Source organism: Lentzea sp. NPDC006480 (genome assembly GCF_040611995.1).
GTDB lineage: Bacteria > Actinomycetota > Actinomycetes > Mycobacteriales > Pseudonocardiaceae > Lentzea.
Window position 1 is genome coordinate 25,526 of sequence record NZ_JBEXPJ010000014.1, and the last position, 20,980, is coordinate 46,505.

Consider the following 20,980-nt stretch of genomic DNA (forward strand, 5'->3'; position numbering starts at 1 on the left):
TTCGGCGAGCTAGCGCCGTGGATACCGCTTGGGGAGCTTGAACCCGCGCTCCTTCAAGACGCTCCTCAAGCGGTCCGGGTAGTCGGTGATCAAGCCGTCGGCCCCGGTGTCGATGATCTCGTGCATCCGCGGCACGTCGTCCACGGTCCACGGGATGACGGCGAGGCCCTGCTCGTGGGCGTCCGCGACGAGTTCCTTCGTGGTCATCGTGTGCACCGGCGACAACGCCTTCACACCGAAGCTCTTCACCGCTTTCGCGACGCTCCCGCCGAAGTCGCCCAGGTTCAGCCCACCGGTCCACGGCGAGCCGGGCACCAGGAACTCCGGCTGCGTCAGCGCCACCAACGGCAGGCGCGGCTCGACCTCGCGCATCCGCATGAGCGTGCCCCAGTCGAACGACTGGATGGTCACGTTGTTCAGGAAGCCGCTTCGCCGAATCTCCCGGACCGCGCGCTGCACGAACTGCTCGCGCGGCGCGGTCTCGTTCGGCGCGGCGGCCTCGACCTTGGTCTCGATGTTGAAGCGGATGCCCCACGCGCGGTGCCTGCGCGCCAGGTCGAACAGCTCCGCGAGGGTGGGCATCTTCGCGCCCGGCGAGAGCTCCTGGTCCGGGTACTGCGACCACCGCGTGCTGCCGCAGTCGAGGGTGCGGACCTGCGCGAACGTCAGGTCCTTCACGTACTTGCCGGCGTACGGGAACTCGGGATCACCGGGGAACGCGGGCTTGGTGTCGAGGCACTTCGCCGGGTTCGTCTTGCGGTCGTGGGTGATGACCTCACGGCCGTCCTCGGTGATCTGCAGGTCGAGCTCCAGCGTCGTCACGCCGAGTTCGAGCGCCTTGCCGAACGCCTTGAGCGTGCTCTCGACGGTCAGGCCGATGCCGCCGCGGTGTGCCTGGAGGTCGAAGTCCCGGTGGTGCGCCTGGGCGACGCCTGGTGTGGCCATTGCGATCACCAGAGCCCCGATGAGTGTCCGCATCCACCCAACCTGGCACTGATGGGTCAGCCCCGGAAGTCCCTCAGGAAGAACGCCCACTGAACGGCGGAGAACACGAGGGTGCCGGAGTCAGGGCTCTTGGAGTCACGCACACCTACGACCGCCCCGGAGAACGCCACCTCGACACAGTTGTCGTCCTGGCCGCCGCCGGTTCTACTGCTCTTGCGCCGCACCGCAGCATCAAAGTCCACAGTGGACACCTCTTTCACTCGGCCAGGATCCGCTCGATCAGAGCCGTTGACCCGTCCGGCGTCAACGCCATGGCGGTCAGGCGGTCGAAGGCGCTCATGCGCATCTTCCGCAGTTTCTTGGCCAGCTTGCGGCGGCGGAAAGGCGGCTGACGCTTGCGCATCTCTTGATGATCGTCAGCGAGATCTTCGAAGTGAGAATTTCACGAAAGATCACACGAAAGGCTTATCGCGGCGAGCCCGAGGCGCGGAACGACCGCAGCGGAGGCTCAGGAGCGTCCTTGACCTCAAGAACGCGCATCAACCGCACGGACGCGGCGTCCACCGGCAGCAGCAGCGTGGTGATCCGCCGGACGACCAGCGCCGTCGTCACCGCGACACCTGCCATCACCAGGTCGCTCAACGCGTGCAGCAGCACCCCGTCGGCCAGCGCCTGGGTGCTCTCGCGGAACGACCACAGGACCGTGATCAGGAACATCAACCCGGAACCCGCCCAGAAGCCCCACCACCAGCGCAGCAGCTTCGAGGGTTGGGGACGTTCGTCGGCGGGCCTGCGGGCCACGGCGTGTTCGAGCTCGGCGAGCACTGAGCCGGGCACGACGAGGTTCATGCCGGGCACGATCAGCCCGAGCAGTGCCTGTTCGTCCGAACGGGACGGTCCGTAGCCCACGAGAGACGCGGCCACGTTGCGCGCCCGCCGCACCCACAACAGCGTCAGGACCAGCGACAGCAGGCAGCCCACGATCATGATCACCGAGGCCGTCACCACCATCGCGTCCGACGCGCTGACGACGCCCGCGGAGAGCGCGCCGTAGCGGCTCAGCGCGACCAAGACGTACCGCCAGACCTCGGACAACGCCGCCCAGACCGCCACGGCGCCCAGCAGCCAGAGCGAGTTCTGCGCGGTCCGGCCGAGGCGCCGCACGCCGTCGACCGAGTCGGCGTGCTCGACCGTGCCGGGCACCGCCGTCGGCCAGCGCCACGCCAGCAGCGGGAAACCCCAGCGCGGCGGGACCGGGTAGTTCGGCGGGCCGCCGTAGGACAGCCGCTGCGCCCGCCGCGAGGGCTGCGGGTACGCACCGGGTGGCGGCGTCGCCACCCAGTCCACGCGCATCGGCTGCAACGGCTGCACGATCAGATGACCTCGGGTTCCATGCCGTCGGTGCCGCCCTCGAGCGGACGACCGTGCGCGTCCCAGTGCTGCATGCCGCCCTCGACGTTGACGGCCTCCCAGCCGTTCTCGTTGAGGTACTGGGTCACGCGGGCGGAACGGCCACCGGCACGGCACACGACGTAGAGCTGCACGTCGTTCGGCACCTCGTCGAGGCGCGCGCCGATCTCGCTCATGGGGATGTGCAGCGCGCCGGGCGCATGGCCCGCGTCCCACTCGTCCTGCTCGCGCACGTCCAGCAGGACGGCGCCTTCCGGCAGCACGGCGGGAACGTCGGCGATCTCCACGCTTGGAACAGTCACGCCGTAGATGGTGCCATGCCGGAGGTTGCACGGACGTGAGCCTCCGGCACGGCAGACCCTCAGGCCACCCCCGCGATGGCGGGCCCGAGCCGGGAGAACTGCTCCTCGGTCAGCGGCATCGTGGCGCGGCCGGGCCCGACACGCTCCAGATCTCCCACGTCGACGGCGACGACCCGGACGTCCTTGCTGCTCCAGTTGCGCAGTTCGAGGCTGAACACCACTCCGTCCGGACGGAAGACGTACATGAACTGCGTGAGCGACTGGAACGGCTCGGAGGGGTGGACGCCGTGCAGTTGCACGACGGTGCCGTCCGGGAGCACCTTGCGGTACGGCGGTTCACAGTCGCCGGTGGTCCAGAGCAGGTTGTCCGCGAACACCTGCGGGGAACCTTCGAACCTGCCGACCATGAGCATGACGCTGCCGGCGCCGTCTTCGTCGGTCAGGTCGATCGAGTACCTGTGATACGAACCGAAGGCATAGTTCTGGCGTTCCCCGACCTGCATCTCGGGCAGTGTCCGTCGCACGGACTCCTCCCACTTGCCGAGGAAGTCCGCCGACTGCGGCACACCGGGCGACATGATCCGGATCTTTGGTTCCTCCGCGACGCATCGGGGCAGCGGAGGAACCGGTCGGCCCGCGGCCGGCGTCCACGTCTCGTACGGGGTTTGCGGCGACACGTTGACCCGTGGCCAGCCCACCACGTGCTCGACGGTGGCCGAGTCCGGGTTCGGCTGGTCCGCGGATGATCGGTCCGGGCCCGCGTGGTTCAGCGCGGTGGAACCGACGCCGATGCCGACGACCACCGCCGCCACGCCCAGCAAGGCTCCCGCGCGCTGGGCGAACACCCGGCGGCGGCCACGCCGAAGCACGTGGTCCAAAGTCGTCGTAGGAGGCGGAGCAGGTGTGTCGAGAGCTCCGCGCAGCTTCTCTTCGATGTTCATCAAGCACACTCCGAGGGGATCGGCTCGCCGTACGCCTCGCGGAGCGCCGCCAAACCTCTGGCTGTCTGACTCTTCACGTTGCCGGTCGAACAGCCCAGCTCAGCAGCCGTCTGCTCGATCGACAGGTCGTGCACGAACCGCAGCACGAGCGCGGCCCGCTGCTTGGGCGGCACCTTTCGCAACGCGGCGTGGAGCTGTGCGTCGGGATCGTCGTAACCACCACCGACCAGGAGCTCGGGCAGCTCGGCGACCGGGTCCTCGCGACGGCGGCGCCTGCTGTCGAGGAACAGCCGCGTCACGATGGTCCGGACGTAGGCCACCGCCGTTTCGCGCCTGATGCTCGGCCACTTCGCGTACGCCTTCACGAACGCGTTCTGCGCGAGCTCTTCCGCCTCCGACCAGTCGCCGCACAGCGCGTACGCCGTGCGTCTGGCCCAGTCGAACCTGCTCGTGAAGAACTCCGAGAACTCCTCGTCCCGTCGCACTCCGGTCCCCCTGCTTTCGCTGCTACGCGTCTAATACGCGGCCAGCACCGGCAGGGTTGCACGCACGAAAAACGGGCCGCCCCGAGGGGACGGCCCGTTGTCCGGAACAGAACTAGTGCGCGATGGCCTTCTCGGCGCCCGCACCCGTGAGGGAGCGGACCTCCATCTCGGCCTGCTTGACCGGGTCGGCCTTCTCCTTCGAGAGGATCGTGCCGATGTAGCCGAGCAGGAACGCGACCGGGATCGAGACGATGCCGGGGTTCGACAGCGGGAACAGGTCGAAGTCGGCGTTCTTGAACATCGAGGTCGGCGTGCCGGACACGGCGGGCGACAGGATGATCAGGGTGATCGTCACGATCAGACCGCCGTAGATGCTCCACAGCGCGCCCGAGGTGTTGAACCTCTTCCAGAACAGCGAGTAGAGGATCGTCGGCAGGTTGGCCGAGGCCGCGACCGCGAACGCCAGCGCCACGAGGAACGCGATGTTCTGGCCGTTGGCGATGATGCCGCCGCCGATGGACACGAGACCGATCACGACCGCGGTGATGCGGGCGACCTTGACCTCGGAGTCCTTGTCCTCCGCCTGGCCCTTCTTGATGATGTTGGCGTAGATGTCGTGAGCGAACGACGCCGACGCCGTGATCGTCAGGCCTGCCACGACCGCGAGGATCGTCGCGAACGCGACCGCCGCGATCAGGCCGAGCAGGATCGGGCCACCGAGCTCCAGCGCGAGCAGCGGAGCCGCCGAGTTCGCCTTGCCGGGCGCCTTGTTGATCGCGTCCGGACCGACCAGCGCGCCGGCGCCGTAGCCCAGGACCAGCGTGAACAGGTAGAAGATGCCGATCAGCCAAATGGCCCACACCACCGAGCGACGGGCTTCCTTCGCGGTCGGCACGGTGTAGAAGCGCATCAGGATGTGAGGCAGGCCCGCGGTGCCGAGGACCAGGGCGAGGGCCAGCGACAGGAAGTCGAGCTGCGTGGTGCCGTTCTTGCCGTAGGCGAGACCGGGGCCGAGCAGCTTCTCGCCGACCTTGGGTGCCTTCTCGACCGCGGCACCGAGCAGCGACGACAGGTTGAAGCCGTACTTGCCGAGCACCCAGAAGGTCATGATCGCGGCGCCGGCGATCAGCAGGCACGCCTTGATGATCTGGACCCAGGTCGTGCCCTTCATACCGCCGATGAGCACGTAGGCGATCATCAGGGCGCCGACCACGGCGATGACGAGCGACTGCTGGGTCGGGTCCGTGAGTCCGAGCAGCAGGGCGACGAGACCACCGGCCCCGGCCATCTGGGCCAGCAGGTAGAAGAACGAGACGGCCATCGTCGACGTGGCGGCGGCGGCGCGGACCGGACGCTGGCGCATCCGGAAGCTCAGCACGTCGCCCATCGTGTACTTGCCGGTGTTGCGCAGCAGCTCGGCGACCAGCAGCAGCGCGATCAGCCACGCCACCAGGAAGCCGATCGAGTACAGGAAGCCGTCGTAGCCGTTGAGGGCGATGGCGCCCGCGATGCCGAGGAACGACGCGGCGGACAGGTAGTCACCCGCGATCGCGATGCCGTTCTGCGGGCCGGTGAAGGCACGGCCGGCGGCGAGGTAGTCCGCAGCGGTCTTGGTGTTGCGGCTCGCCCGGATGACCACGAACAGCGTGATCAGGACGAAGACACCGAAGATGCTGATGTTGAGGATCGGGCTGGACTCTTTCACTTGCCGTCTCCCTCGATCTCACCGCGGAGCTTCTCCGCCAACGGGTCGAGGTTCTTGTTGGCGTGCCGCACGTACAGCGTCGTGATGACGAACGTCGACACGAACTGCAGCAGGCCGAAGATGAGCCCGACGTTGATGTTGCCGAACACCTTGGTGGACATGAACCCGTGCGCGTAGTCCGCGAGGAGCACGTACAGCAGGTACCACGCGAGGAACAGCCCGGAGACGGGGAACACGAACTTGCGCAGCCGGTGCTTCAGCTCCGCGAAGTCAGGACTTGCTTGTACGTCGACCCACTTCTGGGCATCGGGGGCCGACTCGCTCGGGGTGTGCTCAACAGTGCTCACAGTCCCCTCCTCGCCGTACTCGTCGTAGGTGTCAGCAACGTGACGTGCACGTAATGCCTCCAGGTGCGGTCCTGTTCTTGGTCGAGAACCGTATGGAGACTTGAGTCACTCAGGTAAGACCCCGTTCGGGCCGTTGCGCCAGGCAGTCGGGTGAAGCGACGAACGGTCAGTATGCGTCGACGAACAGCACGCTGCGTGACGAGATTCACCGTTCACCGATTCGAGTGACCAATTTTCACCCATTTGAAACAGTGATTACTCACCGTGTACGACTAGCTCCCCTGCGCTTGTCGTCGGCCTGTCTGGCCTTCTCCTCGGCGGTCCCGAAGCGGGCGATGTCGCGGTCCCGGATGAATCCCAGCGGGTCCGGCGCGTGCAGCCTCAGCAGGATCTGGTTGACGTCCGCGGGCGCGCGCCTGCGGGTCGCCTTGCTCACCACGATCATGGTCATGAACGCGATCGGCACCGTGATCAGCGCTGGTTGGGTGAACACTGCGGGCGCCCAGCGGCCGGTGTAGGAGCTGACGACGCTGATCACCTGCGCGGTGATCACCATGCCGCCGCCGACGACGAGCCCGCACACGGCGCCCACCCAGGTGAGTCCCCGCCACCAGATGCCGAGGACCAGAAGCGGGCAGAACGTCGACGCGGCGAGTGCGAACGACATGGCCACGGTCAGTGACGCATCGGAGCGCGGAAGCAGCAGAGCAAGACCAATTGCGACCAGTCCGGTGAACACCGTTGCCCACCGGAAGTCACGAACCTTGCCCGGCATGATGTCGGTCGAGACCACTCCCGCGACGGAAACGACGAGCCCGGAACTGGTCGAGAGAAACGCCGCGAACGCACCCGCGGCGACGATCGCGCCGAGGATCTGACCGCCCAGGTTCGGCACCATCGTGCTCGGCAGCATCAGCACCGCCGCGTCCGTCTTCCCGTTCACCAGCAGCTGCGGCAGGTAGAGCCGGGACAGCACGCCCAGGACCGTGGGGAAGATGTAGAACAGGCCCAGCAGGTAGAGCACGTGCAGTGCCGTGCGCCGGGCCGCCTTGCCGTCCGGGTTGGTGTAGAAGCGGACCAGGACGTGCGGCAGGCCCATCGTGCCGAGGAACGTCGCGAAGATCAGCGAGTACGTCTTGAGCAGGTCGGAGATGCCGCCGGTCTGCGGCCGCATCCAGTCGTGGTTGTTCGTCGGCGCGCCGTCGACCACCGGAACCGGGCTGCCCGCGGTGAACTCCATGACCGTGCCGGGGCTGAGCTCGTAGACACCGCGGCCCCAGAACACCTTGCCGTCGGCTCCCCTGCCGTCGATCTCGCCGTGCACCTTCAACGTGAGCGGCTCGTCGACCCTGACCTTGATCACCTGCTCGGCCACGGTGATCTTCTCGGCCTGCGGGAACCTGACCACGCCCTCGTCGCTGATCGGCTGCGTGCCGCGGTCCGGCGAGGCGAGGAACACCACGAACAGCACGAACGTCGGCGCGGCGATCGCGAAGAGCTTGCCCCAGTACTGGAACGCCTGCACGAGCGTGATCGCGCGCATGCCGCCGCCGAGCACGTTGATCACCACGATGACCGTGACGATCAGGCCGCCGAACCACGCCGGCAGGCCGGTGATCGTCGTCAGCGTGAGGCCGGCGGACTGCAGTTGCGGCACGAGGTACAGCACGCCGATGCAGACCACGAAGAACGTGCTGAAATGCCGCACGTTCGCCGATCCCAGCCGGGCCTCGGCGAAGTCGGGCAACGTGTAGGCGCCGGAACGCCGCAGCGGCGCGGCGACGAACAGCAGCAGTGCGAGGTACCCGGCGGTGAAGCCGATCGGGTACCAGAGCGCGTCGATGCCGTCCTTGAGCACGAGCCCGGCCACGCCGAGGAACGACGCCGCGGACAGGTACTCGCCGGAGATCGCGGCGGCGTTGCGGGTGGCCGGAATCGCCCGGCGCGCCACCAGGAAGTCCGGGGTGGTGTTGGCCTTGCGCGAGCCGACGTAACCGAGCAGGAACGTCACGGCCGCGACGGCCACGATGGCGCTGAGACTCCAGAAGGTGGCGTTCACGTCAGCGGTCGACCATGTTCACGAAGTCGCGCTCGTGCCGTTCGGCCTGTCTGCGGAACACCCAGCCGACCCCGTACAGGACCGGGAAGGGCGCCAGGCCGAGCACGAGCCACGGGATGCCGATGCCGAGGATCTTGAGGTCCCCGATCTGCGGGAACAGGTAGAAGGTGATGGGCAGCAGGCACATCCCGATCAGCACCGCGAAAGCGAGCCCGAACGCCGAGCGCAGCTGCTGCTTGATCAGGTCGCGCACCAGCTTCTCGCCGACGCTGGTCTGCTCCTCCAGCTCGATGATCGTGCGCAGCGCCTTGCCACGTGTCTTCGCCGAGTCGTTCAGGATGACGCGGCGCCTGCGCGGCTTGCGGGCCTGCTCACCGAGCCAGGCCTCGCGGGCGGCCTGCTCGGGCTTTCCCGCGTCGTGCCTGCTCACCAGCCGCTCTTCGGCGGTCGCACGATGCGTTCCTTGAGCTCCTTGGTGTGCCGGCGGCTGACCGGGAGCTCCTTGGCGGTCTCACCGGAACCGATGACCACCGCGTAGCCGTTCGCCGTCATCCGCAGCTCGCTCACCAACGGCAGCGCGACCAGGTACGAGCGGTGGATGCGCACGAACCCTGCGTTGGCCCAGCGTTCTTCCAACTGTGCCAACGGGATGCGCACCAGGTGGCTGCCGTCCTGGGTGTGCAGGCGGGCGTAGTCGCCCTGCGCCTCGACGTACCGCACGGACGCGCGCGGCACGAGCTTGATCGTGCCGCCCAGCTCGACGGGGATGACCTCGTCGTCGGTCGGCTCGGCGGGCATGGCCTGTGCGCTCGCCCCGGCCTGCGCCTGGGGTGCGGGGTTGCGGCCCACCCGGTCGGCGACCCGCGAGATCGCCTTCAGCACGCGCTCTTCGTTGATCGGCTTGTTGATGAAGTCGAGCGCGCCGACGTCGAACGCCGTGACGAGCGCGTCGCGTTCCTCCACACCCGTCACGAAGACGAGGGCGGGCGGGTAGCGGAAAGCACTGAGCACCCTGGCGAGATCCATGCCGGACAGGCCGGGCATGTTGATGTCCGCGAACACCGCGTCGACCGGCGGCAGGCCGGCCTTGGTCCTCGCCATGACCTCCTGCTCGTAGTCACCCCTCAGGATGCGCAGGGCCTCGGCGGCGTCGAAGGCCGTGAGGACGCGCCGGATGTGAGGGCTGCTCTCGAGCAGGAACTTGATCTCGCTCAGGCCAGGAGCCTCGTCATCGACTGCGAGGACGAGGAGACCGGCGTTGTCATGGGTACTCACTGTGTCGGGCATCTTGCCCATCAATGTGCGGTCATGTCTACGCCGGGGTAGGCCTCGACACGCCCTGCGAAACCGAACTGATGCTCACAGCCCGAATCGGGACCAGCGAGCACGTTCTTCGAGGCTCGCCAGCACCTGCGTCACGAGATCGCCCGATCGGGTGGACGCGGCCGCGAGCCCGAGCTTGGCCAGCAACGCCTTCTTCGGCTCGGCGACGGTCAGCTCGGCGTCCGGGAAGCGCTTCTGGATGACGCTGCGGATGGTGCCGATGCCGTCGACCAGACCGAGCTGCTGCGCCTTGATGCCGGTCCAGATCTCGCCGCTGAAGAGGTCCTCTTCGGTCTTGAGCTTGGCGCCGCGGCGTTCGGTGACCCATGCCTTGAACTGCTCGTGCAGATCGGCGTGCAGGCCCTTGAGCCACTCGACGTCTTCCTGCTTCTCGGCCTGGAACGGGTCGAGCCGGACCTTGTTCTCCCCGGCGGTGTAGACGCGGCGCTCGACGCCCGCCTTGTCCAGCAGGCCGTTGAGCCCGAAGCCCGCGCTGACCACGCCGATGGAACCCACGAGGCTCGTGCCGTGCGCGTAGATCTCGTCCGCCGCGCACGCCAGCCAGTAGCCGCCGCTCGCCGCGACGTCCTCGCAGAACGCGAGCACCGGCACGTGCTTCTTCGTGGCGAGCTCACGGATGCGCTCGGCGATGAGGGCGGACTGCGTGGGCGCGCCGCCCGGCGAGTTGATGAGCAGTGCCACGGCGATCAGGCGCTCGTTGTCGAACGCGCGGTTGATGGCGCTCTCGATGTTCTGGAGGCTGATCGTGTTGCGCGCGACCGGCGAGGACTGCGGGGTGATGACCCCGTGCAACCGCACCGCGGCGACGACCGGCGGCCGCTCGCCCCGGTCCATGACCCTCGGAAGACGAGCCGCGATCTTGTCCGTGACGCTCATGTACTCGACAGTACGTGCGTTTCGTGGGCACGCGGGAGCCCAACTGCGCTGTCGGTTGCTCCCGCGTGACTTGGAACACGTGTCGCTGTTGCCGTACTGCTAGGTTCGGCGTGTGACGTTCAACCCGATCCGCTGGCTCGAACGCTATGTCGAGTGGTGGGACGACCGGGGCCGGCAGAACGCTGCCGGGCCTACGCCGATGCACATCTACTGGATGTGGGTGAGCTGGAGCGTGTGCGCCGTCGTGCTGATCACGACTTTGGCCGTTGCCGCACGCTGACCTGCAGGCTTCTCAGCACTTGCAGCTGTTGAATCCCTTTGCCGTGCACTTGATGCAGACGCGGACGCGCTCGGGTGCCTGTTGTTCCTGCAATTGATGTTGCCCTTAACTCGCGGCCGGCCTCGACCATCGGGAGTGCCGGCTGTTCATTGGTCAACACCACAATCGGCACGATCCACGCCTGGGTTGAGCATGATTGACCGTGCAACTTTCTGGCCACTGCTTACCGGCAGGAGTAGATCGACGTACACGGCTTCGACTCGGCCGAGTCACCTACAACCAGCACGATGATCACGGCAGTGGCGACGATCGGGATGATGACCAGCATCCACATCAGGATGCGGCGGATCGAGTGCAACAGGATCACCGCCTCGGTCGTCGCTTGCACGCCCGCTTCCTCTGTCGTTGCGGCCGCGCGGATTCGCCGCAGAGAAGCCACCGGATACGTGCCCGACCAGTCCGGTCCGGTGCCGGGACCTGCGTCCTTCTGCACGGACAGCTGGAACGGGCTGTCCGCTGAGGTGGCCTCGGGCTCGGCTGACTCGATCTGAGGTTCATCGGGCATGTCCGGCTGTCGTATCTCGCCATCGCCGCGTTACCCCGCGGCGCCACCACCTCAGGCGCGGACGACCGGCTGCTCGTTCGTCATCGGCTCGTCCGTCATCTGCGAGCCGATGTTCAGGTTCGGCAGCACGTTCCGAGCGAACTTCGGCACCTTCAGGATGACCTTGGTGCCCGCGTTGGGCGCCGTCTCCACGACCAGGGCGTACTCGGCGCCGAACACCGTGCGCATGCGGTCGTTGATGTTGCCGATGCCCACGTGCGCGCCGGTCTGGTGGGCGTCCTTGATGTCGTCCAGCCGGTCCGGGTCCATGCCCACGCCGTCGTCCTCGACGCTGATCAGCGCTTCGTTGCCGTTGTCCTCGGCGGTGATCGTGAGCATGCCGCCGCCGGGCTTCTTGGCCAGGCCGTGGCGGACCGCGTTCTCGACCAGCGGTTGCAGCACCAGGAACGGCAGGACGACCTGCAGCACCTCAGGGGCGATGCGGAGCCGGACGTTCAACCGGGATCCGTACCGGGCCTGCTCGATGGTCAGGTACCTGTGGATGTTGGTCAACTCATCGGCAAGGGTCGTGAACAAGCCGTCGGTGCGGAACGAGTAACGGGTGAACTCGGCGAACTCCTGCAGCAGCTCGCGGGCGTGCGCGGGGTCCGTGCGGATCAACGACGAGATGGTGTTCAGAGCGTTGTAGACGAAGTGCGGCGAGATCTGGGCCCGCAGCGCCTTCACCTCGGCCTGGGCCAGCGCCTGGCGCTGCTTCTGCACGACTTCGAGTTCGAGCTGCGTGGAGACGAAACGGGCAGTCTCCTCGGCCATCCGGATCTGGCGCTTCGAGGCGACACCCGAGACCACGATCAACGTGCCGGCGACGTCGCCCTCGACAACCAGCGGGACCACGACAACGCTGTGCAGAGAGCACGGGCCCTGCAGCTCGCAGCCGAGTTTGCGGTGGTCGACGTGCTCCTTGTGGCAGTTGTTGATGGCACGGGCGACCGTGTCGCGGAGGTACTCGTAGTGGTCGTTCGCGCCGCCGTCCCACGAGAGGACGGTGCCCTCTTCGTCGGTGATGGCGACCGCGACGCACCGCAACATCTCGCGCAGGTGAGGTGTGGCCTTGTTCGCCGCCTCCTCGGTCAAGCCCGCGCGGAGGTCGCTCGACGCCCTGGACATGCGGTCGAGCATGTCCATCACAGCATCCTCGACGGAGGTGCTGACTCGTCGAGCGCGGCACAGCATCACGAAGAGGCCCAGAACGGCCAGGGTCGCGATGACGCCGAGCACAGCGCGCTCGGTCAACAGGTCGCCCACGCTGCACATGCTGTGCTGTGGGACACCCCTATAGCAAGAGGCGCGCCCGGCGTACCCCCGTACGGTCCACCGATCCGGGTAGACATCCGATGAATTTGGGGAGAGGGTGTGCGCGTGAGAGTGGCCCTGTTCGCGACCTGCCTGACCGACACGTTCTTCCCGTCGACGGCACGTGCTGTGGTTCGTCTGCTGGAACGGCTCGGCTGTTCGGTGGAGTTCCCGCTCGACCAGACGTGCTGCGGGCAGATGCACTTCAACACCGGCTATCGGGAGCATTCGAAGCCTCTGGCGCGCAAGTACACCGAGGTCTTCCACGGCTATGACTACGTGGTTGCGCCATCCGGGTCATGCGCGGGCATGGTCCGGGAGATCCATCCCACGCTGGGTACATCTCCGCCGCGGACGTTCGAGCTCGCCGAGTTCCTCGTCGACGTGCTCGGCGTGACCGACGTGGGCGCCTGGTTCCCCCACCGGGTCACCTACCACCCCACCTGCCACTCGCTGCGCATGCTGGGCGTCGGGGACAAGCCGTTGGCGCTGCTCAGGGCGGTCAAAGCGCTCGATCTGGTGGAACTGCCGGACTCGACGCAGTGCTGCGGCTTCGGCGGCACGTTCGCGATCAAGAACGCCGAGACGTCCACGGCGATGCTCGCGGACAAGATGCGGTGCGTGCTCGACACCGGCGCGGAAGTGCTGTCCGCCGGTGACAACTCCTGCCTCATGCACATCGGCGGTGGCCTGTCGCGGTTGCGCGCGGGCGTCCGGCCGGTGCACCTGGCCGAGATTCTGGCTTCGACTGAGGAGGACCCGTGGCGCGCAACCCCGTGACCTGGCTGGGCAGCCCGACGTTCCCCAAGGCAGCGCACAAGGCGCTGGCCGACACCCAGCTGCGGCAGAACCTGCGCAAGGCCACCGGGACCATCCGCGGGCGCAGGGCGGCCGCCGTCGCCGAGATGACCGACTGGGAAATGCTCAGGGTGGCCGGCGAGCAGATCAAGGACGACGTCCTGTCCCGCCTCGAACCGCTCCTGCTCCAGCTAGAGGAATCGGTGGAAGCACGTGGCGGCACAGTTCACTGGGCGCGCGACGCCGAAGAGGCCAACCGGATCGTGCTCGACCTGTGCCGGGCCGAGAACGCCAAGGAGGTCGTCAAGGTCAAGTCCATGGCCACCGCCGAGATCGGTCTCAACGAGGCCCTCGAAGCCGGTGGCGTGCACGCGATCGAGACCGACCTCGCCGAGCTGATCGTGCAGCTCGGCGACGACCGGCCGTCGCACATCCTGGTGCCCGCGATCCACCGCAACCGCTCGGAGATCCGCGAGATCTTCCAGCGCCGCATGGGCGTCGAGGTGTCGGACGAACCGGCGGACCTCGCCGAGGCGGCACGCGTCTACCTGCGCCAGAAGTTCCTCACCACCAAGGTCGCCATCTCGGGCGCGAACTTCGCGGTCGCCGACACCGGATCGATCGTGGTGCTGGAGTCCGAGGGCAACGGCCGGATGTGCCTGACGCTGCCGGACACCCTGATCACCGTGATGGGCATCGAGAAGCTCGTGCCGACGTGGCAGGACCTCGAAGTCTTCCTGCAGCTGCTGCCCCGCTCGTCGACCGCGGAACGCATGAACCCGTACACCAGCGTGTGGACGGGAGTGACCGAAGGCGACGGCCCGCAGAAGTTCCACCTGGTGCTGATCGACAACGGCCGCACTCAGACGCTGGAGGATTCCATCGGGCGCCAGGCACTCCGGTGCATCCGGTGCTCGGCGTGCCTCAACGTCTGCCCGGTCTACGAACGCACCGGCGGCCAGTCGTACGGCTCGGTCTACCCCGGCCCGATCGGCGCGATCCTGACCCCGCAGCTGGTCGGCGACCTGCACGACCCGCAGGCAGCCTCACTTCCTTACGCCTCTTCACTTTGCGGCGCGTGCTTCGAGGTCTGCCCGGTGCGCATCGACATCCCGTCGGTCCTCACGCACCTGCGCGCCGAGGTCGTGGAAGCCAAGGGGCGCACGGCGGAGTCGGTCGCGATGTCGGCCGCCGCGTGGATCTTCGGCGAGGCCTCGCGGTACGAGAAAGCTCAGAAAGCCGGTTCTCTGGCCCGTTTCCTGGCCAAGGACGGCAAGATCACGTCCCTGCCCTGGCCGGGTTCGAAGTGGACGTCCTCACGCGACGTGCCCGCACCGCCGGCTGAGTCGTTCCGCGCCTGGTGGAGGAAGAACCGTGGCTGACGCCAGAGAAGAGATCCTTCAGCGCATCCGCAACGCGAAGGTCCCGGCAGCGCCGCAGACGGTCCGCGGCTACAACCGGACGGGTGACGGTGGCGTCGAGCTGTTCGCCGAACGGGTCGCCGACTACCGCGCGATCGTGCACACCGTCATCGATGTGCCCGCGGCGCTGCAGACCCTGAAGGGCAAGCGAATCGTTGCGCCGCAGGACGTTCCAAGTGAGTGGCTGATCGACGGCGTCACGTGGCTGCACGAGCCGCTGACCATCGAGGAGCTGGACCAGGCGGACGGCGTGCTGACCGGGTGTGCGGCCGCGATCGCGGACACCGGCACGATCGTCCTCGACGGCGGGGAGGGCCAGGGGCGCAGAGCGCTCACCCTGCTGCCGGACTACCACCTGTGCGTGGTCCGCCAGGACCAGATCGCGGCGTCGGTGCCGGAAGCGTTGCAGCGACTGGAACCCACGCGGCCGCTGACGTTCATCAGCGGCCCGTCCGCGACCAGCGACATCGAGCTCAACCGGGTGGAGGGCGTCCACGGCCCTCGCACCCTGGAGGTCCTCATCGTGACGTGATCAGCTGCCGCAGTGGACTCCGACGGCGTCCTTGATGCCGCGCTCGTCGTAGTAGTTCGTGATGGCGCGGATGGTGACGCACTTGTTCTTGGCGTACACCTTGACCGGACCGGCGTAGTACTGGAAGTCGCCGGCGTCGTAGTCGTTGTTGTAGCCGGGACGGTTGTTGTCGTCCTCGCGGAAGTCCTGGTTGTACATGCTGATGCTGGCGAAGTGCTTGAACTGCGAGTAGTAGGCGGTCTTCACGTTGACCGCGCAGTTGTAGCCGGTGCTGGAGTTGTAGTAGAGCCGGATCGTGCTCAGGTGGTTGGGCACGCTGGAGTACACCTTGTAGGTGTCGATCAGCGAGCCCGTGCAGCCGTACTCGGCGGCGTAGGCGTTCATCGGCGCGATGACGGAGGCTGCGGCGGCCACGGACAGGACTGCGACGGCTTTCCCAAGACGTGTCATATCGCCGAGGCTGAGCAAGTCCGGTAAAGCAGCGGTTATTTGAGCAGGCGCGACAACCGGCGGTCGGCCAACGGCTTGCCCCCGGTCTGACACGTCGGGCAGTACTGGAACGCCTTGTCCGCGAACGACACCTCACGAACCGTGTCGCCGCACACAGGACAAGGCAGCCCCGTGCGCGCATGCACCCGCAACCCAGACCGCTTCTCGCCCTTGAGCCGAGCCGCGTCCTGACCGACGGACCGTGCGACGGCATCGGTCAGCGTGCTGAGCATCGCCTCGTGCAGGTGATCGAGCTGTTCCTCGTTCAACTTGCCCGTGGTGGCATACGGCGACAACCGGGCCATGTGCATGATCTCGTCGGAGTACGCGTTGCCGATGCCGGCGATCAGCGACTGGTCCGTCAACGCCGTCTTCAACCGCTCGGTGCGTCCGCGCAGCAGGTCCTCCAGCTGCGTGCGGGTGATCCCCAGCGCGTCCGGACCCAGCCGCGCGATGCTCGGGATGGTTTGCGGGTCGCGCACGATCCAGGCCGCGAGACCCTTCTTCGTGCCGGCTTCCGTCAGGTCGAACCCAGGACCCTGACCGGGCGGCCCGAGGTGCACCCGCAACGCCAGCGGACCACGGCCCTGCTTGGGCGGTGGCGCGGACATCGTGTCGGCCCAGCGCAGCCAGCCGGCGCGGGCGAGGTGGACGACCAGGTGGAGGCCGTCCGCGACCTCCAGGTCCAGGTGTTTGCCGTGCCGGTGCGCGGCCACGACCTCCTGGCCGTGCAGCGCGGTCCACGGCGGGTCGAACGTCTTGAGCACCTGCAGCGACGCCACGTCGACGCGGTGCACGGTTCGGCCCACCGCGTTCTCACGCAGGTGGTGGACCAGTGCTTCTACCTCAGGTAGTTCGGGCACCGGTCCAGTGTCGCATCAGTCGACGGGTTGCAGCGGGCCCTCGACGTCGGGCAGCGAGTGCATCTCGATCGTGCGCGCCACCCGCGAGGCCTCCTGGCGGACGGCCATCGGGCCCCTGACCTGGCCGATCCACCGCTCGGGTGGCAGCTCGTCGGCCGTGGCCTTGCTCTCCGCGACCAGCGTGTGCGGCCGGCGCAGCGCCCAGCGGACCGGGAAGAACGCGAACAGGAAGATCAGCGCGAGGATCAGCCACGCGGGCACGACGACCTGCTCAGGCGTCCACGCGATGAGCACCACCACCATCACCACGAGCATCCCGGCCATCATTATCCCTGGCAGGATGCCACCGCTGACGTCGTGCTCGAAGTCGTCGGACTCCACCGGGTTGCGCCATTCGATCCGGCTGTGGACAGTCCACATCCGCCCGTCGGCACCGCGCACCAGCCGCGTCATAAACCCGTCTCCCACGCTCGGTCGATTCTGCTCAAACCGTACCTGGCGCGGGCCGAGCCTTGTGGGTGAACTCGTCCTACCTAGATCGTCACCGTCAGTCCTCGGCGAGCGGTTTCGGGTAGAGCGTGATCGTGGTGGTCGTGGTCTGCGGGGACGAGCACGGGTCAGGGGGCGGCGACGGGATCTCGGACGTCGAGGGAGGCGTGTCGAGCGACCTGATGTCCCGCGCGCTGGTGACCACCGACGTGACCACCTCCGAGGAGGACGAGGCCGACGACTGGACGACCGGCAACGCCCGCTCGACCGGTGGCTCCTTGCGCTCCTGCTGGGTCGGCGGCGGGTTGGACGTCGTCCTGCGCACGGTCTCCTGCTTCGGCGCGCCACCGGGGTTGACCACGTTCTCGTGCCGCTGCTCCTGCTGCTGATGTGTCTCCGGCGCAGGCGCGGCCACGATCTCCTGGCTGCGGCCGGAGCTGGAACCGGGCGTGCTCATGGCGATCACCGGGTGCTGGTCCGGCTGCAGCACGGCCGCGCCGGGGCCACCGTTGAACACCGCGGCCATCGTCCCGAACAGGCCGATCGTGGCCACACCAGCCGCCACGACCGCCATCTTCGCCTTGCTGATCAGCATCTTCCCGGCGAACGCGAAGCCGAGCGTGGACGGCACGATCAGGAACGCCGAGTTGGCGCGCAGGGCCGCGCAGACCTCGTTCAGCTCGATGTAGAGCTGTGAGCAGGAAGAACACGAGTCCAGGTGGGCGCGGATCCGGCGTTCCTCGACGCCCTGGACCCCGCCCGCGGTGTAGGTGCCTAGCTTCGACCGGATCGCCGCGCACGACGAACGCCCGTCGTCAGCGGCGAGGTGCGCCTGCAGGTACGCCGCACGCAGACCCTCACGCGCGCGGCGAGCCAACGCCGACATGGCGTTCGGCGAGAGACCGAAGTGCGGCGCCACGGAGGCGGGGCGCTCGCCCTCCACCTCGACGCGCCACAGCACGACCCGCCACCGTTCGGGCAGGCTGGAGAAGGCTCTGGTGATCAGGTTGTGCTCGGCCCGGCGGTTCGCGTTGTCGCTCACGGGCTCGACGCGACGGCCCAGTTCCTCGTCCTCCACCGGGACATCACGCCGGCGACCGCTCCACTCCCACGCCACGCGCCGCGCGACCGTCAGCAGGTAGGTGCGGACGTGGTCGGTGGGACCGCTTCCGCGCCTGATCGCCTGCAACATCCGGAAGAACGCCTCGGCGGTGAGGTCGTCAGCTTCGGCCGCCTCGCGGACGTGCCTGAGTGAGAAACGGCGGATCGCGTCCGCGTGCCGGGAGAACAGTTCGCCGTAGGCCGAGTCGTCTCCCTCGCGCACCCTGGCGAGCAGGTCCCGGTCGACCTCGTTCTCGTCGACCATCACAGGGTTCAACATGCCACAAGGGGCCAGACCTGCCTCCGGATGAGAACAGGTCGATATACAAGACCATCCGATAGTCGTGAGCTGATCAGCGCAACGCATTCGGTGACGAGACGGTCACAGGTGGGCGTCGGGCCGTCGGCGGAAGAAGATCCAGCGACTATCGTCACGCCCGTGGTGGACTGGCGGGAACGCGCTTCGGCCCTCGTGCCGGAACTTCGTGCTGTCGCCATGACCGAGGAGTGGTCCTGCCACGTCTTCTTCTCCGAGCTGTCGCAGCTGGCCGCCGAGGCGCATCGCGAGCAGGACGACGACGTGCTGCGGCGCGCGTACGGGTTCGCGCACTGGTGCTTCCACCAGCAGGAGCAGTTCCTGGAGAACGCGGCCTTGATCAGCTTCTACGAGCACGTGTTCGACGACTGGGACCTCCGCGAGGAAGTCGCCGCCTGGTTGCCGGTCGACGTGCTGCCCAAGGTTCGCGCCCTGTGGGAGTGGCGCTGGCCCAAAGAACAGTTGGACGAGGTAGATCAGCTGTTGGCCGGTTTGCAACCCCCCGGTCGAGACGCGGTCTGACCCTGTTGTATAGTTCTTTCCCGTAAGGCAGTGCGGATGTAGCGCAGTTGGTAGCGCATCACCTTGCCAAGGTGAGGGTCGCGAGTTCGAGTCTCGTCATCCGCTCCACTCAGGACGGCTCATGCTCATGGAGAGCATGAGCCGTTTCTTCGTTCCGGGTCACAGTGGGGACACCCCACACCCCGAGCCTGCAAGAAGCCGGTGTCCACGGACACCGGCTTCTTTCGTTTCTCAGCGTTCTCAAGGTGATCTCGGGGCCAGACCGTGAAAAGCTGGCCGGTGTCCGCTCGCATCAACCTGATCGAGCTCGTTTCGACAAGGACATGGAGATCATGGCTGTCACCCAATCGGCTAGCGCGCACTGGGAAGGCTCTCTCATCGAGGGCAAGGGCAACGTCGCCCTCGAAACGTCCAAGAGCGGCAGCTTCGACATCGACTGGAAGGCGCGTGCCGAGGAGGCCGGCGGCAAGACCAGCCCCGAGGAGCTCATCGCGGCCGCGCACTCGTCCTGCTACTCCATGGCGCTCTCGCACGGCCTGACCGGCGCGGGCACGCCGCCCACCTCCATCGACACCAACGCCAAGGTGACTTTCGTCGCCGGCCAGGGCATCACCGGCATCCACCTGACCGTGCGCGCCAACGTGCCCGGCCTCTCCCAGGAGGACTTCGTCGCGGCGGCCGAGGGCGCCAAGGCGAACTGCCCGGTCTCCAAGGCGCTCGCGGCCGTCGAGAACATCACGCTGGACGCCGCCCTGGTCTGAACCGCAGCGCCGCGGGCCCGTGACTGATCAGGTGCCTGCGGTAGCGCACGTCGCCGGGCTGCTCGGCCACCTCGGACGAGCGGTCGAGCAGCTCTTCGGCGACGATCCGGCCTTCCAGGCGCGCCAGCTGCGCGCCGAGGCAGTAGTGCGGTCCGTGCCCGAAGCCGAGGTGGCCCGGTACGGACGGCCTGCCGGGGTCGAAGCCCTCGGTGAACACCTTGGGGTCGCGGTTGCCCGCCGCGTAGTCGAGGAACAGGTGCTCGCCCTCGGCGATCTTCACCCCGCCCATCGTCACCGGGCACGTCGCCGTGCGGAAGAAGCCGATGAACGGCGTGTCGAGCCGCACCACCTCCTCCACGACGCCGCCCAGCCGTCGTTCCCGTGCGTCGAGCCGCAGCAGCATGCTGGCCAACAGGTTCGTGGTCGAGTCGGTGCCCGCGACGACGGTGGCGAGGCAAAGTGACAGCCGTTCCTGCTCGGACAGCTGACCGCCTTTGAACGCGTCCGAGCGCCCGAAGTAGGCGCAGAACTCGTTCATCCCGGCGAAGTAGGACCCGAGGACCCGCTCGCTGACCTCCTCGCCGCTGGTCAGCTCCAGCACCGGCGCGACGAACTCGCGGAACAGCGGGAAGTCCCGTTCGGGCACGCCGAGCACGTCACCGACGACTCCCAACGCGAACGGCGCGGCGAACTCGCTCACGAAGTCCGCTTCCTCCGGCAGCTCGTCGAGAAGCGTCCTAGCGCGCAGCCGAATTGCATCAGCCATTTGGCGCACGGCCGTTGGAGTGAATTTCTGATTCGCCGCCGCACGAATTCGGGCGTGCCTTGCTCCGTCCGCCGCGTTGAGCGAGGACATCAATTCCAGCAATCGCCGCTGCTCTGGCGGCAGCAGTGCCGCCACGGTCGCGACCTGCGGACCTGTCATGTTCCGGGAGGAGAACGTCACCGGATCAGCCAGCACGGCACGCAGGTCGGCGTATGCGGTCACGCGCTGGGCGTTGATTCTCGGGTCGAATTCCATTGCAGTATCTTGTCCCGGTTCCAGCCTTTGTCGGGGGCTGACGACAGGACGAATT

General features: G+C 67.4%; 26 protein-coding genes and 1 tRNA gene. 7 read left to right on the forward strand and 20 right to left on the reverse strand.

All coding sequences use genetic code 11. From position 1 onward, the window contains the following. Positions 1-9 precede the first annotated feature (9 nt). The 13 genes from ABZX92_RS08335 to ABZX92_RS08395 form a co-directional block, all read right to left on the reverse strand. Entirely contained in the window at positions 10-978 is a 969-nt protein-coding gene (locus tag ABZX92_RS08335) for a glycerophosphodiester phosphodiesterase family protein (protein ID WP_355555380.1), read from the reverse strand. A 23-nt stretch (positions 979-1,001) separates the two neighbouring features. After that, entirely contained in the window at positions 1,002-1,187 is a 186-nt protein-coding gene (locus ABZX92_RS08340) for a DUF397 domain-containing protein (protein WP_355555382.1), read from the reverse strand. A 14-nt stretch (positions 1,188-1,201) separates the two neighbouring features. Beyond that, positions 1,202-1,348, reverse strand: coding sequence for a hypothetical protein (locus ABZX92_RS08345; RefSeq protein WP_355555383.1), 147 nt, complete (start codon positions 1,346-1,348; stop codon positions 1,202-1,204). A gap of 62 nt (positions 1,349-1,410) precedes the next feature. Beyond that, positions 1,411-2,316, reverse strand: coding sequence for a DUF4328 domain-containing protein (locus tag ABZX92_RS08350; protein ID WP_355555385.1), 906 nt, complete (start codon positions 2,314-2,316; stop codon positions 1,411-1,413). Positions 2,317-2,318: 2 nt separating this feature from the next. Beyond that, entirely contained in the window at positions 2,319-2,657 is a 339-nt protein-coding gene (locus ABZX92_RS08355; RefSeq protein ID WP_355555387.1) for a rhodanese-like domain-containing protein, read from the reverse strand. 59 nt (positions 2,658-2,716) lie between these two features. Next, positions 2,717-3,598 carry a hypothetical protein gene (locus ABZX92_RS08360; protein WP_355555389.1) on the reverse strand — a complete coding sequence of 294 codons (882 nt, stop codon included), beginning with the start codon at positions 3,596-3,598 and terminating at the stop codon, positions 2,717-2,719. After that, positions 3,598-4,083 (reverse strand): SigE family RNA polymerase sigma factor, encoded by a 486-nt coding sequence (locus ABZX92_RS08365; protein WP_355555390.1) that lies wholly within the window; start codon positions 4,081-4,083, stop codon positions 3,598-3,600. The genes ABZX92_RS08360 and ABZX92_RS08365 overlap by 1 nt, the downstream gene beginning before the upstream one ends. 112 nt (positions 4,084-4,195) lie before the next feature. Further along, a complete protein-coding gene (locus ABZX92_RS08370; protein ID WP_355555392.1) occupies positions 4,196-5,788 on the reverse strand; it encodes a cation acetate symporter in 1,593 nt (530 codons plus the stop codon). Beyond that, positions 5,785-6,135: a DUF485 domain-containing protein gene (locus tag ABZX92_RS08375; protein ID WP_355555394.1), complete on the reverse strand. Its 351-nt coding sequence runs from the start codon at positions 6,133-6,135 to the stop codon at positions 5,785-5,787. The genes ABZX92_RS08370 and ABZX92_RS08375 overlap by 4 nt, the downstream gene beginning before the upstream one ends. Positions 6,136-6,394: 259 nt before the next feature. After that, on the reverse strand, positions 6,395-8,194 hold the full coding sequence (locus tag ABZX92_RS08380) for a cation acetate symporter (RefSeq protein ID WP_355555396.1): 1,800 nt from the start codon (positions 8,192-8,194) through the stop codon (positions 6,395-6,397). A gap of 1 nt (position 8,195) precedes the next feature. After that, positions 8,196-8,624, reverse strand: a complete 429-nt coding sequence (locus ABZX92_RS08385; protein ID WP_355555398.1) for a hypothetical protein — start codon at positions 8,622-8,624, stop codon at positions 8,196-8,198. Beyond that, on the reverse strand, positions 8,621-9,490 hold the full coding sequence (locus ABZX92_RS08390; RefSeq protein ID WP_355555400.1) for a LytTR family DNA-binding domain-containing protein: 870 nt from the start codon (positions 9,488-9,490) through the stop codon (positions 8,621-8,623). Before ABZX92_RS08390 ends, ABZX92_RS08385 begins: the two co-directional genes overlap by 4 nt. 63 nt (positions 9,491-9,553) lie before the next feature. Beyond that, positions 9,554-10,414: a S49 family peptidase gene (locus ABZX92_RS08395; RefSeq protein ID WP_355555402.1), complete on the reverse strand. Its 861-nt coding sequence runs from the start codon at positions 10,412-10,414 to the stop codon at positions 9,554-9,556. A 112-nt stretch (positions 10,415-10,526) separates the two neighbouring features. Here ABZX92_RS08395 and ABZX92_RS08400 point away from each other — a divergent pair, with 112 nt between their 5' ends. Continuing rightward, complete coding sequence (locus ABZX92_RS08400; RefSeq protein ID WP_166048541.1) at positions 10,527-10,694, forward strand: hypothetical protein; 168 nt, start codon at positions 10,527-10,529, stop codon at positions 10,692-10,694. 223 nt (positions 10,695-10,917) lie between these two features. Here the strand turns inward: ABZX92_RS08400 and ABZX92_RS08405 are convergent, their stop codons facing one another. Further along, positions 10,918-11,259 carry a hypothetical protein gene (locus ABZX92_RS08405; protein ID WP_355555404.1) on the reverse strand — a complete coding sequence of 114 codons (342 nt, stop codon included), beginning with the start codon at positions 11,257-11,259 and terminating at the stop codon, positions 10,918-10,920. Between the two features lie 51 nt (positions 11,260-11,310). After that, positions 11,311-12,573 (reverse strand): histidine kinase, encoded by a 1,263-nt coding sequence (locus ABZX92_RS08410; RefSeq protein ID WP_045313081.1) that lies wholly within the window; start codon positions 12,571-12,573, stop codon positions 11,311-11,313. Between the two features lie 111 nt (positions 12,574-12,684). Here ABZX92_RS08410 and ABZX92_RS08415 point away from each other — a divergent pair, with 111 nt between their 5' ends. Genes ABZX92_RS08415 through ABZX92_RS08425 form a run of 3 tightly spaced genes read left to right on the forward strand, consistent with a single transcriptional unit; the run spans position 12,685 to position 15,363 of the window. After that, the gene (locus ABZX92_RS08415) at positions 12,685-13,392 is read left to right on the forward strand and encodes a (Fe-S)-binding protein (protein ID WP_355555514.1); all 708 of its coding nucleotides are present in this window, start codon (positions 12,685-12,687) and stop codon (positions 13,390-13,392) included. Continuing rightward, entirely contained in the window at positions 13,374-14,792 is a 1,419-nt protein-coding gene (locus tag ABZX92_RS08420; protein ID WP_355555406.1) for a LutB/LldF family L-lactate oxidation iron-sulfur protein, read from the forward strand. The genes ABZX92_RS08415 and ABZX92_RS08420 overlap by 19 nt, the downstream gene beginning before the upstream one ends. Next, a complete protein-coding gene (locus ABZX92_RS08425; RefSeq protein WP_355555408.1) occupies positions 14,785-15,363 on the forward strand; it encodes an LUD domain-containing protein in 579 nt (192 codons plus the stop codon). Before ABZX92_RS08420 ends, ABZX92_RS08425 begins: the two co-directional genes overlap by 8 nt. Here the strand turns inward: ABZX92_RS08425 and ABZX92_RS08430 are convergent, their stop codons facing one another. The 4 genes from ABZX92_RS08430 to ABZX92_RS08445 all read right to left on the reverse strand — a co-directional run bounded on the left by ABZX92_RS08430 (position 15,364) and on the right by ABZX92_RS08445 (position 18,585). Beyond that, complete coding sequence (locus ABZX92_RS08430) at positions 15,364-15,813, reverse strand: hypothetical protein (RefSeq protein WP_355555410.1); 450 nt, start codon at positions 15,811-15,813, stop codon at positions 15,364-15,366. A 35-nt stretch (positions 15,814-15,848) separates the two neighbouring features. Continuing rightward, entirely contained in the window at positions 15,849-16,715 is an 867-nt protein-coding gene (locus tag ABZX92_RS08435; protein ID WP_355555412.1) for a DNA-formamidopyrimidine glycosylase family protein, read from the reverse strand. 15 nt (positions 16,716-16,730) lie between these two features. Continuing rightward, entirely contained in the window at positions 16,731-17,168 is a 438-nt protein-coding gene (locus ABZX92_RS08440) for a DUF983 domain-containing protein (protein WP_355555414.1), read from the reverse strand. 94 nt (positions 17,169-17,262) lie between these two features. Continuing rightward, entirely contained in the window at positions 17,263-18,585 is a 1,323-nt protein-coding gene (locus tag ABZX92_RS08445) for a sigma-70 family RNA polymerase sigma factor (protein ID WP_355555415.1), read from the reverse strand. Between the two features lie 159 nt (positions 18,586-18,744). On the opposite strand from ABZX92_RS08445, the gene ABZX92_RS08450 reads away from it, so the two are divergent. The 3 genes from ABZX92_RS08450 (at position 18,745) to ABZX92_RS08460 (ending at position 19,904) form a co-directional block, all read left to right on the forward strand. Further along, entirely contained in the window at positions 18,745-19,143 is a 399-nt protein-coding gene (locus ABZX92_RS08450) for a hypothetical protein (protein ID WP_045313098.1), read from the forward strand. A 32-nt stretch (positions 19,144-19,175) separates the two neighbouring features. Then, positions 19,176-19,251 (forward strand) — tRNA-Gly (locus ABZX92_RS08455). A 224-nt stretch (positions 19,252-19,475) separates the two neighbouring features. Continuing rightward, positions 19,476-19,904, forward strand: a complete 429-nt coding sequence (locus tag ABZX92_RS08460) for an OsmC family peroxiredoxin (RefSeq protein ID WP_355555417.1) — start codon at positions 19,476-19,478, stop codon at positions 19,902-19,904. Here the strand turns inward: ABZX92_RS08460 and ABZX92_RS08465 are convergent. After that, the gene (locus ABZX92_RS08465) at positions 19,879-20,925 is read right to left on the reverse strand and encodes a cytochrome P450 (RefSeq protein ID WP_355555419.1); all 1,047 of its coding nucleotides are present in this window, start codon (positions 20,923-20,925) and stop codon (positions 19,879-19,881) included. The two genes, ABZX92_RS08460 and ABZX92_RS08465, sit on opposite strands and share 26 nt — an antisense overlap. Positions 20,926-20,980: the final 55 nt, after the last annotated feature.

What these genes read in the sequence shown, in the direction of transcription:
- ABZX92_RS08395 (WP_355555402.1), bottom strand. Translation starts at nt 10,414, where the DNA reads ATGAGCGTCACGGACAAGATCGCGGCTCGTCTTCCGAGGGTCATGGAC.
- ABZX92_RS08430 (WP_355555410.1), bottom strand. Translation starts at nt 15,813, where the DNA reads ATGACACGTCTTGGGAAAGCCGTCGCAGTCCTGTCCGTGGCCGCCGCA.
- ABZX92_RS08410 (WP_045313081.1), bottom strand. Translation starts at nt 12,573, where the DNA reads ATGTGCAGCGTGGGCGACCTGTTGACCGAGCGCGCTGTGCTCGGCGTC.
- ABZX92_RS08360 (WP_355555389.1), bottom strand. Translation starts at nt 3,598, where the DNA reads ATGAACATCGAAGAGAAGCTGCGCGGAGCTCTCGACACACCTGCTCCG.
- ABZX92_RS08440 (WP_355555414.1), bottom strand. Translation starts at nt 17,168, where the DNA reads ATGACGCGGCTGGTGCGCGGTGCCGACGGGCGGATGTGGACTGTCCAC.
- ABZX92_RS08465 (WP_355555419.1), bottom strand. Translation starts at nt 20,925, where the DNA reads ATGGAATTCGACCCGAGAATCAACGCCCAGCGCGTGACCGCATACGCC.
- ABZX92_RS08335 (WP_355555380.1), bottom strand. Translation starts at nt 978, where the DNA reads ATGCGGACACTCATCGGGGCTCTGGTGATCGCAATGGCCACACCAGGC.
- ABZX92_RS08460 (WP_355555417.1), top strand. Translation starts at nt 19,476, where the DNA reads ATGGCTGTCACCCAATCGGCTAGCGCGCACTGGGAAGGCTCTCTCATC.
- ABZX92_RS08445 (WP_355555415.1), bottom strand. Translation starts at nt 18,585, where the DNA reads ATGTTGAACCCTGTGATGGTCGACGAGAACGAGGTCGACCGGGACCTG.
- ABZX92_RS08390 (WP_355555400.1), bottom strand. Translation starts at nt 9,490, where the DNA reads ATGGGCAAGATGCCCGACACAGTGAGTACCCATGACAACGCCGGTCTC.
- ABZX92_RS08405 (WP_355555404.1), bottom strand. Translation starts at nt 11,259, where the DNA reads ATGCCCGATGAACCTCAGATCGAGTCAGCCGAGCCCGAGGCCACCTCA.
- ABZX92_RS08345 (WP_355555383.1), bottom strand. Translation starts at nt 1,348, where the DNA reads ATGCGCAAGCGTCAGCCGCCTTTCCGCCGCCGCAAGCTGGCCAAGAAA.